Annotated in this window: 14 protein-coding genes, 1 tRNA gene and 1 pseudogene; 3 read left to right on the top strand and 13 right to left on the bottom strand. The window is 42.9% G+C overall.

Annotated elements, in window-relative coordinates:
• Positions 1-22: 22 nt before the first annotated feature.
• The 5 genes from fliE to BN3456_RS14440 form a co-directional block, all read right to left on the bottom strand.
• Positions 23-325, bottom strand: a complete 303-nt coding sequence (gene fliE / locus BN3456_RS14460; protein WP_089985272.1) for a flagellar hook-basal body complex protein FliE — start codon at positions 323-325, stop codon at positions 23-25.
• Positions 326-335: 10 nt separating this feature from the next.
• Positions 336-731, bottom strand: a complete 396-nt coding sequence (flgB, locus tag BN3456_RS14455; RefSeq protein ID WP_089985270.1) for a flagellar basal body rod protein FlgB — start codon at positions 729-731, stop codon at positions 336-338.
• 80 nt (positions 732-811) lie between these two features.
• Positions 812-2,440, bottom strand: coding sequence for a bifunctional diguanylate cyclase/phosphodiesterase (locus BN3456_RS14450; protein ID WP_089985267.1), 1,629 nt, complete (start codon positions 2,438-2,440; stop codon positions 812-814).
• 343 nt (positions 2,441-2,783) lie between these two features.
• On the bottom strand, positions 2,784-3,074 hold the full coding sequence (locus BN3456_RS14445) for an EscU/YscU/HrcU family type III secretion system export apparatus switch protein (protein ID WP_089985264.1): 291 nt from the start codon (positions 3,072-3,074) through the stop codon (positions 2,784-2,786).
• Entirely contained in the window at positions 3,061-4,494 is a 1,434-nt protein-coding gene (locus BN3456_RS14440) for a hypothetical protein (RefSeq protein WP_089985261.1), read from the bottom strand. Before BN3456_RS14440 ends, BN3456_RS14445 begins: the two co-directional genes overlap by 14 nt.
• Positions 4,495-4,669: 175 nt before the next feature.
• Here BN3456_RS14440 and BN3456_RS14435 point away from each other — a divergent pair, with 175 nt between their 5' ends.
• From BN3456_RS14435 to BN3456_RS14425, 3 genes and pseudogenes are all read left to right on the top strand, one after another.
• Entirely contained in the window at positions 4,670-6,721 is a 2,052-nt protein-coding gene (locus BN3456_RS14435; RefSeq protein ID WP_089985259.1) for a chemotaxis protein CheA, read from the top strand.
• A gap of 23 nt (positions 6,722-6,744) precedes the next feature.
• Positions 6,745-7,203: a chemotaxis protein CheW gene (locus BN3456_RS14430; RefSeq protein ID WP_089985256.1), complete on the top strand. Its 459-nt coding sequence runs from the start codon at positions 6,745-6,747 to the stop codon at positions 7,201-7,203.
• Between the two features lie 17 nt (positions 7,204-7,220).
• A pseudogene (locus tag BN3456_RS14425) lies at positions 7,221-7,802 on the top strand (CheB methylesterase domain-containing protein); the annotation flags it as partial.
• A 91-nt stretch (positions 7,803-7,893) separates the two neighbouring features.
• Here BN3456_RS14425 and BN3456_RS14420 read toward each other — a convergent pair.
• From BN3456_RS14420 to BN3456_RS14385, 8 genes are all read right to left on the bottom strand, one after another.
• Positions 7,894-8,298 (bottom strand): bacteriohemerythrin, encoded by a 405-nt coding sequence (locus BN3456_RS14420; RefSeq protein ID WP_089985252.1) that lies wholly within the window; start codon positions 8,296-8,298, stop codon positions 7,894-7,896.
• 31 nt (positions 8,299-8,329) lie between these two features.
• Positions 8,330-8,740: a bacteriohemerythrin gene (locus BN3456_RS14415; RefSeq protein ID WP_089985250.1), complete on the bottom strand. Its 411-nt coding sequence runs from the start codon at positions 8,738-8,740 to the stop codon at positions 8,330-8,332.
• An 18-nt stretch (positions 8,741-8,758) separates the two neighbouring features.
• Positions 8,759-13,336, bottom strand: coding sequence for an InlB B-repeat-containing protein (locus tag BN3456_RS14410; RefSeq protein WP_089985248.1), 4,578 nt, complete (start codon positions 13,334-13,336; stop codon positions 8,759-8,761).
• A gap of 138 nt (positions 13,337-13,474) precedes the next feature.
• Positions 13,475-13,559 (bottom strand) — tRNA-Leu (locus tag BN3456_RS14405).
• A gap of 104 nt (positions 13,560-13,663) precedes the next feature.
• Complete coding sequence (gene rplT, locus BN3456_RS14400; RefSeq protein WP_089985245.1) at positions 13,664-14,020, bottom strand: 50S ribosomal protein L20; 357 nt, start codon at positions 14,018-14,020, stop codon at positions 13,664-13,666.
• 30 nt (positions 14,021-14,050) lie between these two features.
• Positions 14,051-14,248, bottom strand: a complete 198-nt coding sequence (gene rpmI, locus BN3456_RS14395; RefSeq protein WP_009004123.1) for a 50S ribosomal protein L35 — start codon at positions 14,246-14,248, stop codon at positions 14,051-14,053.
• 61 nt (positions 14,249-14,309) lie between these two features.
• Positions 14,310-14,804 carry a translation initiation factor IF-3 gene (gene infC, locus BN3456_RS14390; protein WP_089985242.1) on the bottom strand — a complete coding sequence of 165 codons (495 nt, stop codon included), beginning with the start codon at positions 14,802-14,804 and terminating at the stop codon, positions 14,310-14,312.
• A 412-nt stretch (positions 14,805-15,216) separates the two neighbouring features.
• Entirely contained in the window at positions 15,217-16,080 is an 864-nt protein-coding gene (locus tag BN3456_RS14385; RefSeq protein ID WP_089985239.1) for a DegV family protein, read from the bottom strand.
• Positions 16,081-16,120: the final 40 nt, after the last annotated feature.

Below are 16,120 nucleotides of genomic sequence, written 5' to 3'. Positions count from 1 at the left end.
ACATCCTTCATCTTTTTATTACTTACAGGCTGATTCTCATCAGTTCATTGTAAGATTCAATCGCTTTATTTCTCAGCTGAACCAGCATATCCACAGACAGCTGTGCTTCCGATGCCGCAACCGACACACTGTGTACATCATCCATTTGTCCGGTTGCCAGCAAATACTGCTGCTGTTCTAATGTTTTCTGTGTATTCGTTACGTCCTTCACCGCATGCTCAAATATACTTTTGAACACATCACTGTCATTTTCTATCTGTCCGGCTTTTGTTGCCTCCGGAAGATTTTCCCATAATTTTATAGGTGTTATAAATCCTGCGTCCATCTTCTGCCTCCTACTGTCCTTTGATCGCGGTGCTAAGTCTTGCTATGTCGCTGTTTATTGCATTCAGACCGTACTGGTACTGCAGAGCGGTTCTGCTCATCTCTATCAGCTGCACATCTGCATTCACATTATTGCCGTCCAGCCTGGCCGACTCCTTTGATGCTTCCATAATGGTCGTCCGTGCCCCGGAAATAGCCTTTTGAACCTGTGACGGATCTTTTGCTTTCAATGCCTCCTGAAGTCTCTCCCTGTAGCTCTCTTCAAAAGTCACATACTTCGACTTATACCCTGGAGTTTCCGCATTTGCAATATTATTTGATATGGCCTGCTGTTTTTCCCATAAATAATCCAGGGATTTCTCCACCATAGAAATAGAATTCCCCCAAAGTCCATTGATACCTGACATATTAATCCTCCTTTTTGTCTGCTGTAACCTTCTCTTCAAACATAACCTGACCTTTTTCGACACTGCCAGTCAAAAAAAAATTAAGATAGTATATATTTTCTTTCAAAGTCCTCCACAGGCATGGGCCTGTCAAACAAATACCCCTGTCCAAGTTCACAACCATACTGTTTAAATATTTCTCTCTGGGGAACCGTTTCAATTCCTTCAGCCACCGTATGTGTCAGCTCCAAATCCATACACATATGTAATATATACTCTGCAATGGTTCTGGATTTTCCTTTATTTTCTATTTTATCTACAAGACTTTTATCCAGCTTAATCTCGTCAAAATTAGCAATTGACAAAATTGCAAGATCAGAATATCGGGAGCCGAAATCATCCAGAGATATGGAAAAGCCTGCTCTTTGAAGAGATATCAACAGGTGCTCCAGCTCACGGCGTCCCAGCACTCCCACGCTTTCTGTAATCTCAATCTTCACCATGGAAGGCGGAACTTTATGTTTTTCACAGATTGTTTTCATTTTTTTCACAATGTTGTCTTCAATCAGCGTAACACGGGAAAAGTTTACGGAAATATTCAATTTCTGTTTGCCGGATAACTGCCATTTTGCGAGCAGACGGCAGACACCCTCCAGCATATACATATCAATATAGCGGATTAGTCCCTCTGTCTCATACTTATCAATAAAAGCATTTGGGTAAATGATATTCCCTTTCTCATCTATATACCTCACCAGAGCCTCCGCTCCACCGATTTCCCCTGACTTCAGACTGATCTGAGGCTGAAGGAAAAGTTGGAACCGTTCACCTTGAATCTCAGCTTTTAATTTCTCTGAGCGGACAGTCTGGTATTTTCCTCCGTTTTCAGACGGTGTTCCTTCCAGGATCTGATCCTCACTCTCACTGTAATGATAAAGCTTGGCAAGATTCATTTTTTCATTTGCTGCAGAAATATGATATTCAATATCTCTTTCTCCGTCGTAATAGCTTGCACCCAGAGATACCTGGAACTGCTCGTCCCACTTTGCCCGTTCGGTAAGTTCTTTTACAACGCTCTCAAACCGGGCTTCATCCATATCCGTTCCAAATGCCATAAACTCATCTTCACCGATGCGGTAAAGTTCCTCCCCAAAGATTGATTTCAATACCTCGGCTGTATGAATTAATATAAAATCCCCCCACTGGCATCCGTATGCATCGTTGACATCCCGCAGCCGGTCTATATCTGTCACAAGGATGCCAATTCCGCCGGATTCGCATTCATCAATCCGGGACAGTCTGTCAAGGTAGCTTCTGCGATTTCCCGCTCCTGTAAGTTCATCCATCTTATTCAGGTAATTAATCCTGTTCTCCAGCTCCACCTGTTTTGTAATATTAGCTGCGATTCCCACCTGAAATATTCTATTCCCGCTTTCAACCGCTAGGCTTTTACCATGGAGGTGTTTTCCCATTTTCTTGCTAAAACATTCCCATTTTTGGACCTGGTCTGAAAGCCTAGGGCATGGACAAAAATTACATGGACTTTCGCTGCCATGCAGCACCTGGTAGCAGGGCTTCTCAAACCACTGTGTCCTGGGTGGATTTCCCAGTGCATTTTTTGCTGTTTTGTTGAGATAATATAGTTTATAATTTTCAGGATCAGAAAGATATATGATATCATTTCCCTCATCCAGAGCAGAGAGAAGAATCTCTCCAAAATCATTTTCCATAATTCTCTGTACTCCTTTATATATCTATCTTATATATTTATCGTATCATTTCTTTTCACATTTCATTATCGTGTGATTATATCCCCTGTAAACATCGTATTTTCTATTTCCTTTCGCTGAAAATATATCGTTAATATTTCCCCTTATCTAACAAATTCTACTACATATTGTTTCGATAATCAAGCAAAAATTATAAGACTATGTTATATTTTAAAATGAAAATCAATCGAATGAGAAGTAACTTGCTTAGGTTTTACATAAACAAAAAAGACTGTATCCATATATCTCTGACAAAACAGTCCTTTTCGAGCCTGATATTGAATAATTGCCTCTATATATTATATCACTTTGGCTGGATTTCTTTCTCAGGAACATAATCCAGAAAGTACATATAGATATCCACAATTGCCTGATATAATTCTTCCGGTACCTCCGTGCCCAGCTCCAGTTGGGTAAGTATAGTTGCAAGTGAATTATCTTCATAGACAGGTACTCCGTTATCCTCTGCCGCTTCAATTATTTTCTCAGCCATATACCCCATCCCCGACGCAACAATAACCGGAGCTGCCTGCCGGTGTTCATCATAAGTCAGTGCAACCGCCTTTTGATTGAGAAGTTCTTTAAATTCTGACATTGACTGAATTCTTCCTTTCAAATATTTTGGGAAACGCATCGGATACAGGGATAGACTCCTGCCCTGTTTCCACAAATAGTTCTTCTGCTTTTATCCCGTTTTCAGACATGATTTTTGAAATATCGTCTTTAATAGTGCGGCTTTTGTCTTCCAGTTTCTCCGGACAGTTCAGCTGCATCTTGATGCTGCCGCCCTGATAGATAAAATACAGATCAAAGAAACCCAGATTTCTGATATCAAATTTTAAAAGTCCCTGCACTGTCCTTTTTGCTATCACGGATTTCTTTTGTGTCTCCTGACCTTCAGCGTCCGGGTCTATCCACATCTCCGCAAACATAAGTCGTTCCCCCACCTGCATGGGGAGCATCATGTGGAGAACCGGCATATATACGCTTTCGTTAAGCAGAATGGAATGCATCATATTTTCAAAGGCTGCCTTCTGACTGCTTCCGGCCTCCCCTGCCATACCCGATTTAATAATCTCCGCAAACCGGTTCATCCATTCATTCTGCCTGGATGCTTTTTCATACTCAGTATTGGCCAGTACCTGCAGCAGCGCAGAGACGTCAAATCCCCGGAAACACTTCTGCATGTCCGGATATCTCATCAGTTGTTCAAAAGAAGCCTGAACCCTGTCCGGGTTGCCGTTTTCACAGCGTGCAGCAAATGATGCCAGAAGGGCAGCCATGTCTCTTAAGTTCCCTCTTTCATGGCTTCTGGATATGTAAAGATTCAGGAAAGGTAAAATTTTTCCGCGGATTGCTTCCATATTCTCCTTCATCTCTTCGCCGCCCGTACCATATTGAAGTTTTTCCTCCAACTGCTCCAGCTGTTCTCTTGAATCTCTGTACATCTGCCCTTTTATATTGTTCAGTGTACGTCGGATATTCTCCATAAGATGTGGTGTCTCTGCCATATCTGTGTACCGTCTCATAAAATCAAGAATGGACGCTTTAAGTTCCAGGGGAGAGTCGGAATTCATCACCTGCCTGAGCATAGAAAAAAAAGTTCCGCTGAAGCGGACAGCTGCATTGCTCTGATTCTTAAGTAGTCCCAGCATATCCCGGGGAGAGAACTCAATCATCTCGAAAAACTCTGTCAGCTTTTGTGCAAATCCCTCCTTCAGTCCCGACTCTGCCAGTGTGCCTGTGCCTCTCATAAAAATCTGTGAAAACTCCTCTGTCAGAGCAGGGCTTTCTTTCAGCTGCTGAAGGAAAGTTCCATAATTGGATTCATACTGAAACTTCAATCCCGCATCTTGTCCCGCCCCGGAGTCATTCCTGGCATCCGGCCTTACCACTTTCTCCGGATTTACCTGCCCCTGTATGGAAGGGTCCGCCGTCTTTAAAGGGTTTGTCTTTAATTGATTTGAATTTTCATATCCGGTCATTGGTGTTGTAACTTTTAAAACATTTGACATTTTATCACCTGCCCTGATTATTTTTTTGTTTGCCTTGCCGATATATGACTTATAGTGGATCTATGTGTAATAATGAAGCATTTTCTTTTATTGTCAAACATGCTAAAAGTACATTACCACACATACCCTTGCTTTTGCAATGTTTTTACCAAATATAAAATAAGGCGGTGCAATTATGGACAATACAACAGACAGCCTGCTCGAAACCTTCCTGTTTGAAACAAATTCCCTTTTAGAGCAGTTAGATGAAAGGCTTATTAATGCCGAAAAAGCAGGCAGCTTTACTGAAGACGACGTAAACGAGATTTTCAGAAGTATGCATACAATCAAAGGGTCCTCTGCAATGCTTGAATTCCAGTCTTTAATGGAAGTGGCACATCATATTGAAGACCTCTTCTTTTACATACGCGAAAACGGCATGGACACTTTGGATGAAGAACAGAAAAGTGATCTTTTTGATTTGATGTTTCAATCTATGGACAGGCTCAGTGCAGACATCATCCGGGTAGAAAATAATCAGCCTCTGGATGCAGACATTACAGATTTTACAGACAAAATTAACAGCTTTCTGAAACGAATACAAAAAGAAGACACCGGTAGTTCTTCCTTAGATTCCTCCGCAGTGAATTCTTCGGCTCAAAATTCTTTTGGAATAAATGCTCCTTACCAGATCCAGGTTTTCTTTGAGCCGGACTGCGGCATGGAAAACCTTCGCGCTTTTATGCTCGTGACAGCACTCAGAGACAAGAACCTGACCTTTCAATTTGTTCCAGAAGACGTGGAGACAAACTCCGGCACTAAAGATGCGATTGCAAAAGACGGATTTCTTCTCGGATTTTCTTCTGAAAAAGATGCCCAAAGTGCAATAAGTGTTCTAAAAGGCACCAGTAATATTCACACCTATGAATTGATTTCCAGCGAAGATGACCCACAAAAAGAGAAGGATACATCAAAAGCTGCCGCAGCCGGCAAAGCAAGGCATACCCCTGCAGCAGGTTCCACTCCGACCGCCGGCAATTTTGCCCCGGCCACACATACAAAGCAGAGTTTAATCAGTGTTAATCTCAGCAAGCTGGATAAACTGATGGCAGTTGTGGGTGAAATTGTTATTACAGAATCTATGGTGATTGCTTCTCCGGAGCTTCAAAATGTAAAGCTGGATAATTTTCTGAAATCAGCACGCCAGCTCCGCAAACTGACGGATGATCTTCAGGATATTGCAATGTCACTGCGGATTGTACCCGTTTCCAGTGTATTCCAAAAAATGAACCGCATTGTCCGTGACATGAAAAAGACACTGAATAAGGATGTGCGGCTGACTATAATCGGGGAAGACACAGAAGTGGACAAAACCATCGTAGACAATATATCAGATCCTATTATGCACATTGTACGAAACTCAATGGATCACGGCATTGAAGATAGCGTTCAGGAGCGTATCGATGCGGGAAAAGAGGCCCAGGCGGAGATTATACTTTCCGCAAAACATACGGGAAGCGAAGTTATCATTTCTGTGGAAGACGACGGGAAAGGCATGGATACGGATGCAATTCTTGCCAAGGCAAGCCGGAACAATCTACTGACTAAGCCTGCAGAGGAGTACTCGCAAAAAGAAATTTTATCTCTTCTAATGCTGCCCGGATTTTCTACAAATTCCGAAGTTACCGAATTTTCTGGCAGAGGGGTCGGGCTGGATGTTGTCCGTAAAAACGTAGAAGCGATTGGCGGTGTTGTCAGTATTTCCAGTGAAAAAGGAAAGGGGAGCAAGACAACCTTAAAGCTTCCTCTAACACTTGCTATTGTGGATGGTATGGAAATTTCAATTGGAGGAAGTATATTTACGATTCCTATCGCCAACATAAGACAGTCATTTAAAGCATCAAATGAGGACATCATCCTGGATGCCTCAGGCCATGAAATCATAAAATGTATGGATGAATTTTTCCCCGTCGTTCGAATCCGCAGTCTGTTTTGTATGGAAGAAGGCTTTACAGATATTGATGATGGAATTATGATGTGGGTAGAGGCAAGTGATAAGTCATACTGTATCTTTGTAGATCAGTTAATCGGAGAACAGCAGGTAGTTGTCAAGCCATTTCCGCCATATCTTAACAACTTTAATATTAAACACTCCGGCATCAGTGGCTGTACTGTTCTCGGTGATGGCAATATCAGTATTATTCTGGATATCGGCAGCATATACACCGCTGCCCAGGAAATGTTTTAGGCAAATAGATTGGAGGTTATATTATGTCAGACACAGCAGACACTTTGGAAGAAGAACAGCAGACTACTTCCCGATTTCTGACTTTCACATCAGACAAACTGGTGTTCGGAGTCAGCACAGATAACGTAATTGAAATTATTACTAACTATACAATCCGCCCACTTCCCCTGGTACCGGATTATATAAAGGGTATTATCAATCTCAGAGGACAGATTATCCCGGTCATGGACATGCGGCTTAAGTTAGGCAAGCCTTTTGTAGAATATACTTCTTCCACTTGTATTATCATTCTGGAAATAAACTCTATTCACATTGGTATTGCAGTGGATTCCGTTTTACAGGTTCAAAATATAAATACTGCACTTGCAGCCCCTATTCCTATTGAGAACCGCCAGGAACTTACAAATCTGATGCTTTCTCTTGAGGATGGTACCGTAGTTCTGCTGTTGGACTGCGAGGCCATCGTCAGAGGCTCACTATGAAAGTCCCATCCTCCATGCTGATTGCGGTGGGGGCCTCCACAGGCGGTACAGAGGCAACTTTGCAAATCCTCCGTGATCTTCCCGAAAATATTCCCGGTATTGTGATAACGCAGCATATGCCGGAGGGCTTTACAAAAATGTACGCCGATCGGCTGGACAAACTTTGTCGTATGGAGGTGCGGGAAGCAAAAGATGGGGATATTATATCTCCCGGACTTGCCCTGATTGCTCCCGGCGGTGATCTGCAGATGAAGGTGCTGCGTGACGGCAGCCACTATCGTGTTGGTTTATTTCCGGGGGAAAAGATAAGCGGACACCGCCCCTCTGTAGATGTTTTATTTCATTCTGTGGCAGAAACGGCCGGACAGCGCGGGGTGGGCATCATATTAACCGGGATGGGGCGAGATGGAGCACAGGGGCTCTTACACATGCGCCAAAAAGGAGCCTATACCATCGGGCAGGATAAAGATTCCAGTGTCGTATATGGAATGCCAATGGTGGCTCACCAAATAGGCGCCGTATGTGTACAGGCACCCTGTCAGAATATAGCCGGCTTGTTAATGGCATATCTTCGAAAGAATCTTCCACCCGAAATATAAAGCGTGAAATCCATGTAAATCAAAATATAATGTATCTAAAAAAGCATCTGTTTTAGAACAGATGCTTTTTTGTTACTACTATTACATTTTTCTATTTATCATGTGTGCTGACATAAGATGCAAGCTTTCTGTCTTCTGTACGAATATGAGCCACCAATATACCAATCAGCTTGTTTAGCTCTGCCAAAGACGCTATGTCCGCATTATGAGTCAGTATTTTATCCGCTCCCCCTTCTATCTGTATAATATAGTCTTCATGAAATTTTTTGTGTACCGAATACCCAGGATACTCAACACTTTTCTGCAGTTCTTCCTCATCTCGAAAATGTTTTTTTACATAATCCACAAGAAATTTTGCGGTGGGTTCAACCTTACCGCGTCCCTGCCCTTTTGCACAGGCCTCCTGTAAATTATTAATAATCCGAAACAATTCTCTGTGCTCGGAATCAATCAATGCGTTTCCGGTTTGCAAATCCTTTGTCAGTTCATACTTCATATTCTTTTTCCAGCCCTTTCAATTAATACACCTATTTCTGTTTCTTATAACTTACAATATATGCTGCCAATTTCTTATCCTCTGTGCGGATATGGGCGATCAGTATGCCAATCAGACGATTCAGCTCCGCCAGGGAGGCAATATCTGCATTGCTCACAAGTATTGTGTCAGCAGCAGCCGAAATTTGTGATATGTAATTTTCATGGAAACTTCTGTGTGCCGGGTATCCCGGATAGCTTACACTCGTCTGAAGATTCTGTTCATCCCTGAAATGCTTTTTTACATAATTCACAAGAAATCCGGCTGCTGTCTCCACCTGACTTCGCCCCTGCCCCTTTGCACAGGCTTCCTGCAGATTATTGACCATTCTGAACAGTTCTCTGTGCTCGGAATCAATCAATGTATTCCCCGTTTCCAGATCTTTTGTCAGTTCATATTTCATAGCTTTTTCTCCATCTCCTTATCTCATCTTTTTATACAATGACCCGAGAATGCCGGCTGCAGCTAATATAATTCCTGCAATCGAATATGTCAGCGGAGCTTTATCCCCGGTGAGAATTTCCTTTAAATCGCCGGCAGCATCTTTAAGCGCCTGACCAGATGTACCTGTTCCCGAACCTGTGTCACCTGCACCTGGGGTGCCTGCGCCTGCAGTTCCCAAGTTCTGTGTTTCTGAGCCTGGGGCGTCGGTGCTTTTTGTGCCTGTCCCAGGGGTACCGCCGGATGTGGTTTCATTATCGTCATCCTCGTCTTTATTTTCAGACCACTGTGCTGTTAATACTGTATCCTCCTTTATTGTATCCCTACCGAAATCCCATTTGTTTCCTCCTGCATCCGTCCAGCCTTCAAATGTATATCCATCCTTCGCCGGTGCGGATGGCTCTGTAATCAGCGAATCATAGGCCAGCGTCTGGGACTCGACAGGCTCCGAGCCCCCGGCGGTATCAAAGCTGACTGTGTACATGTTTGCTTTCCATCCGGAATAAATGATTGTGTTTCCATTCACAAAGTCCTCATTAAAATCCCAGGGTTCCTTCCACTGGGCATCTTTATACCAGCCCGTAAATGTATAGCCTGTTCTCTCAGGATCCTTCGGCGGCTCGAACTGTTCTCCCCAGATCATTTCCAGGTCTTTTATTTCCGTACCATCATAAGTTTCAAAATGTACCGAATACAATGTATCCGACCAGTATGCATAAAGTTCCGTATCACCTCGGACCTGATCCCGCTTAAATACCCATTTATCCTGATATGTATCATCCTGATACCAGGCACTCAAAGTTTTATGAGGTAGTGTCTTATTTGGTTTCGTAAGATAATCTCCGACTTTAAAAGCTTCCTTATAGGTCTCCACCTCTTCTTCATCACTGTCCGGGGAATCTCTATAGTGATAGCGCACTGTATATTTTTTCAGTTCCCATTTTGCATAAATGGTCATTGTATGGTCAACATATTCAGAAGCGGGCACAAAAAGCTGTGTCAGCTCGGGGTCACGGTACCATCCTGCAAGCACATATCCCTCTTTGGTTGTTTTCATACTTTCATCGGGAACATACGTGCCATAAGTTACTTTTACAGGCTCAAGGGCCGAACCACCGTTTGTCTCAAAGGACAATGTATAGACGTCCGGTGTCCAGGACGCATAAAGACACATATCTCCTGTTATTTTAGTTTTTTCAAAATCCCATACGGTTGTATCGTCTTCCGGGTTCTGAACCGTATGCCATGCTCCGAAAGTATAATGTTCCCTCTCAGGATCCGGTGAAGGCTTAGTTAGTAAATTGCCGTACCGCAGACCGGTTTGAGGTGGAATGCTGGTGTCCCCGTCAAAAGTGATAAACTGAGCTGTATATTCATCCCAGGTCCAGTACGCATACAGATTGAGAGGTTCGCTTTTCGGAGGTTCCACCCTGTTCAGTGCAAAATCCCACAGCCCCTCTTCCTGATGCAGCTCATCTGTATACCAGCCATTTAACGTATATCCGGGCCTCTTCTTTGTCGCTTCCGTTTCCTGATCCTCCACTTGTTCACGCGTTAAGAAGTCTCCAAAGCGCACTCCTTGCACATCCACCTGAACGTTCTTCCCTGGTTTCTCATTTTCCGGTTCGTATTCTATATTGAGGATAACATCTACAGGTTCCCCCTGCCACCCGGCATAGAGGGTCATATCTCCAGTTACTGTATCTGTATCAAAATCCCACGATTCTGTACAATTTTCATCCCTATACCATCCAAGAAGCTCATATCTTTCCCTGACCGGATCGTCAGGTTTTGCAAGCAGTTCACCGTAAAGGAATCCTTTATACGGTTCAGGAGGATTCTCGTCCTCTGCATAGGTTTGGAAATTAATTGTATATTCGTCCTGAGTCCAGTATGCGTAAAGATCTGTATCTCCTTCTACTGTATTTGCAGCTTGGGCGCCGGCAAAGTTCCATTTTTCTCCCTTACCGTCTTTTTCTGTATACCAGCCCTGAAACGTATGCCCCGGCCAAGTCTGCCCGTCTGCGGGGTACTTTGGTTCGCTTAATGTTTTTCCATATGCAACCTGCTTTGAGCTTTCACCGGAAGATAAGATGGGGCAATCCTCCTGAGGAGTCTTAAAGTTGATTTCAAAAATCTTCGGCGTCCATTGAGCTTTCAACTCAATATCTTCTGTCAATGGAGCAGACATATCCCACACTTTGCCTCCACTGGTAACCCAGTTTTTCACCTCATACCCGGTTCGTGTAATCATGCTCTCAAGCTTGCTCTCCAAATCAACATGAACTCCCTTTAAACTCTCGTTATAACCTACCGATAGGGACTGCTCCCCATGAAGTGCTGCATCAGTGCTGTTAGGCAGAAAAGTTGCCCAGCATGTATCTTGATGCCACTTTACATAAAGGTCAAATTTTCCATCAGAATCTTTCAGCCCCTCTGAAAAATCCCACTTATTTGTAAGCTTTTCATCCGTATACCACCCTTCCACTTTATAGCCTGTGGGCAGGCTTGTTTTACGCTCACTCTTTGCTGCATGCGGCGATGGGATTTTCTCCCCAAATGGGACGGTTCTTGAAGGAGGATCTACACTTTCTTCTCCTTCTTCTGCTACATGAAAGGTCACTATTGTCTCATTGGCTCCCCAGCCCGCATACAGCGTAATGCTGGTCGTAACCTTGTCGGCATTCATATCCCACGGCTTTGTACACTTAGCATCCCTGTACCATCCTATAAATGTATAGTCAGCACGCTCGGGCACCGTCGTTACTGCCGAAAGACTGGTAGTTGCCGGTACTGTCATTGGATTGATAGAAGGCATATTAGTTACAGTATCTTTACCCGCATTTTCTTTAAATGTAACTTTACAGTCTGCAAGTAGATATGGCTTAAGTATAGTAGTTTCTTTCGTAATCCTTGTTCCATCTTTACCAAATACCCACTTAGAGCCGTCCTCCGCAAGCCAGCCTACAACTGTATAGTTTGTCTTATTAATAGTAGGTGGGGTTTCCTCTGCATTTGACTCATCATCACTCAGTGTATCTCCGAATTTCTTCCCCTCTACTTTCTTTTTGATCTCATTTTCGTAGCGATATTCAACTGTACAGTTCCGGGGTATCCAGGATGCATAAAGCCAGGTACTGTCTCTTACTACCTTCGTGTCAGATTCCCATTCATCCCCGTCTTCAAAGGAATCCTTTGTTCTATGCCAGCCGGAAAAATCATGGTTATCTCTGATAAGGGCAGCTGCTGTCGGGAGACTGATCGTTGTTCCATATCCAATATCATACATTTTCTTGGGGTCTCTGTCTGAAAAGGTTCCTCCGTTTGCGTCAAGTAATACAGTGTATGTAATCTTCTGACTTTTCAGTTCTTTCAGTGAGGCAATTGTGTTGCCTGCGCCAGTAAGATTATAGCTGTGCTGCGCTTTATTTAAACTGTTCGCCAGCAGCATGGAATCCTTTACACCTGCATTTTCATCTGCAGCTATATAGGATACATAATCACCGCCTGGCGTTGTCGTAGACACTGCAAAGGATCTGAACTGATCCGGAAGATGCATGGTGTACTGCTCATTCCAGTCGTCCCTGTTTTCAGCCTTGATAATAGCAGCGCCGTCCAATGCTGCAGCAAGAGATCCCTGCAGAATTCGCCTTGTATCTGCAGTCTGAGACACTTTTACATTGATTGCACCATCTGCCATATTGCTGTATGCCTGAAATCTTGCGTCCTCACCGACCCAAAACGAACCTCCTGCAGTGTTTCCGTTTCCAACTGCATACGCACCTCCGCCCCCATATACAAGGATATCACCTTTCCCCTGAATACGAAGCGTGGCTCCTGTTTCCAAAGTAATTCCCGACACCAGCGGGCTTCCCTGCAGGAGCACTTTTGCCTCATCTTGTCCACCTGATAAAACAAGTGTAACAGTAGCACCGCTTTCTATATAAAGGGGACTTTTTGGAGCTAAATCATTGAAACCTGATAAATCGATTTTTAAATCTTCAAGTGTGATTACCGGATTAGCTCCTCGTTTTACTGTTATATTATACTGATCTGTCCAACCGCTTACTCCGCCGTTAATTACAAATTTTTCATCCGGCACCGTTCCTGCACTATCAAAGGATGAAGTATCATTTGTTTGACTGTATTCCCCACCCGGTTTCAAAACAATATCGCCGTTCTCCATATTAAACGTGTTGTCTGTAGTTTCTGTTCTTAACACATGCATTTTGCTTTTCAGCAGTACTTTGTTCGCATTGACTGTACCATCAGCCATTTTCTGAAGCTGTTCCTTCAGATGTAGTGCAGGACCTGTAGTATTCTGAGCCTCATCTTGTTGTTCTGCTGTTTGGGATGTGCCGCCTGATTTTAAAAGATTTTGAATTTCCTTTGCTTCTTTGGCTGCTTCACGGTCAACTTTTTCATCCCCTATGTTCTCCTGTACATAAACCCCTTGTGCCCGCACTGTAATCACTCTGGAAAGGAGCGCAAAGACAAGAATGGTTAGAAGAATACCACATACTCCTAATATTCTATTTTTCTCGTTTCTAATCCCCATGGTGCCCTCCCGTTTTTATCCAATGGTAGAACTACTATTATGTTATAATATCGACAAGACCATGAGATTTTTAAGTGATTCTCAAAAAAAACCTCAATTCCACTTATTTTTAGTAGAATTGAGGTTCTTTTATATTAGTGCGGAAGATGGGACTTGAACCCACACGAGCGCATTGCTCACAAGATCCTTAGTCTTGCTCGTCTGCCAGTTCCGACACTTCCGCATTTCGGCGGTGAAGAAAGTTTCTCGTTCACACGCCACAAGTGATATTTTACTATTTGTTTCTCCAAATGTCAACATATTTTTTATGTTTTTTATTGGCCTTTATTATGCAATTTTTTCTTTTGCAAGCTCTGCCAGTGTGGCAAATCCTTCTTTGTCACTCACTGCAAGTTCTGCCAGCATTTTTCTGTTCACATCGATATTAGACTGTTTCAAACCATACATAAACTTGCTGTAGGACAGTCCATTCATTCTTGCAGCTGCATTGATACGTGCAATCCACAATTGTCTCATCTGACGCTTACGCTGTTTTCTGCCAGCGTAGGAAGATGTAAGTGCTCTCATGACAGACTGTTTTGCAACCCTGTACTGTTTGGAGCGTGCTCCTCTGTATCCTTTAGCCAATTTCAAAGTTCTGTTATGTTTTTTCTTAGCGTTCATTCCGCCTTTAATTCTTGCCATTTCCTAATCCTCCTTATCAATTTCCAAATCTTACAGATATGGTAATACTTTCTTCATATTTTTAACATTTGTAGCATCTGTAATAGCCGGATGTCTGAGATTTCTTTTTCTCTTCGTAGACTTCTTGGTTAAGATATGGCTTTTGTATGCTTTATTTCTTTTCAGCTTTCCTGTACCTGTTACTTTGAAACGTTTTGCTGCCGCTCTATTTGTTTTAATTTTTGGCATAATAAGTTCCTCCTTCATTGTGTGCTTACTGGGAGCCGAAAGCGCCCGTAATGATTTATTTTTAACGTTTTTCAGTTAAAACCATGCTCATATTTCGGCCTTCTAACTTCGCCGGTTTTTCGATAGATGCAATGTCTTCCAGCTGGGCTGCAAAATCATCTAAAATATGTTTGCTCTGATATACATGTGCCATCTCTCTTCCACGGAAACGCAAAGTTACCTTCACTTTATTACCTTTCATGATAAATTTCTTTGCATTGTTGACCTTCGTATTCAAATCATTGGTATCAATATTCGGTGATAATCGCACTTCCTTCAACTCGACAGTCTTCTGCTTTTTCTTGGCTTCTTTTTCCTTGCGTGCCTGCTCATATCTGTATTTTCCATAATCAATAATCTTGCAGACCGGCGGTTTTGCCATCGGTGCAATCTTCACCAAATCAAGCTCTGCCTCCATAGCCTTCTTCAGGGCCTCTCTGGATGACATGATTCCTAGTTGTTCCCCATCCTCACTGACCAATCGAACTTCCTTGTCTCTGATCTGCTCATTAATCATTAAATCGCTAATTGTCGTATACCTCCGTTAAATGAATTCTTTCCAGGTTCTTTCCGTAAAAACAAATTTGAAAGATAAAAATTAAAGTCCCCCGCCGCATAAAAAAACGAGTGAACACTCTCCACTCGTACCTGGGTATGCACACATTATAAAAAATCATGTGAATACTTCAATATCGAACCAATAGTCACCTGCTTGTGCTATGGTGAGAGTGGATACTCTACTTTCTTTTTTGCCTCACGCACTATTTAAACTATCATATTCCAGAATAAATGTCAATATATTTTCACAAAAACATTATACTTCAGCCATAACTACGATTCTGCTTTGTTGTGTCTTACTATGACAGAACACACCAATGGAGCACCGAAGGTTTCTTCGATACTCCTTCAGGACAGCTTCGTTATGACTTTTATCGTTCATTTCCCATAAAGAAAAGTGCAATTACACCGGGGCCCGTATGGCTTCCAATCACCGTTCCTATATTGTTAATCAAAACGTCCGCTGCGCCCAGCTTTTCTTTAGCAAGATTCGCTACGTATTCGGCGTCCTCCAGGCAGTCACCGTGTGTGACCATAATTTCATCATTTTCCCAGCCTTTGGACTGCTCCACTGCCATTTCTACAATCTTATTCAGAGACCTTTTACGACCGCGCTCTTTCCCGATTACCTGAAGGGAGCCCTCGTTGTCCATATGGATAATTGGTTTAATCTGTACCAGAGTCCCTACAACTGCAGTTGTCTTTGACACTCTGCCGCCCCGATGCAGGTGATTCAAATCATCTACAGTAACATTGTGGCAGATATGAAGTTTGTTCTCTTCCACCCATTTTGCTATCTCATCCATGTTCTTTCCGGCATCTCTTAACTGCAGTACTTTATAGAGAAGAAGTCCCTCACCGAGGCAGGCGCACAATGTATCAATGACAACAATCTTTGCCTCAGGATACTTTTCTGCCAGCTCTTCTCCGGCAATTCTCATGCTGTTATATGTACCGCTCAATGCAGAGGAAAAGCCCAGATGAAGTACATCCCTTCCCTCTTTCAAGAACGGCTCCAAAGCACTCTTCGCCTCTTCGGGGTTCACCTGAGACGTAACCGACATTTTTCCTTCCCGAAGTTTTGCAAAAAACTCCTTACCAGTCAGACCCTCCATATCAGTATAGGTCTTACCATCAATTGTATATTTTAAAGGAATTACCTGGACATTTCTCTCCTCAAGCCACTCTTTTGGCAAATCCACGGTGCTGTTTACTGAAATCACAAATTCTCTCATCCCATCCCCATCCTCCTGAACTGTACTTTATTTTTTTATC

It is taken from the genome of Clostridium sp. C105KSO13, assembly GCF_001517425.1.
Classification (GTDB): domain Bacteria; phylum Bacillota; class Clostridia; order Lachnospirales; family Lachnospiraceae; genus Muricomes.
Note: the sequence above shows the minus strand (reverse complement) of the source record. Positions and strands in the feature narration are given on the sequence as shown.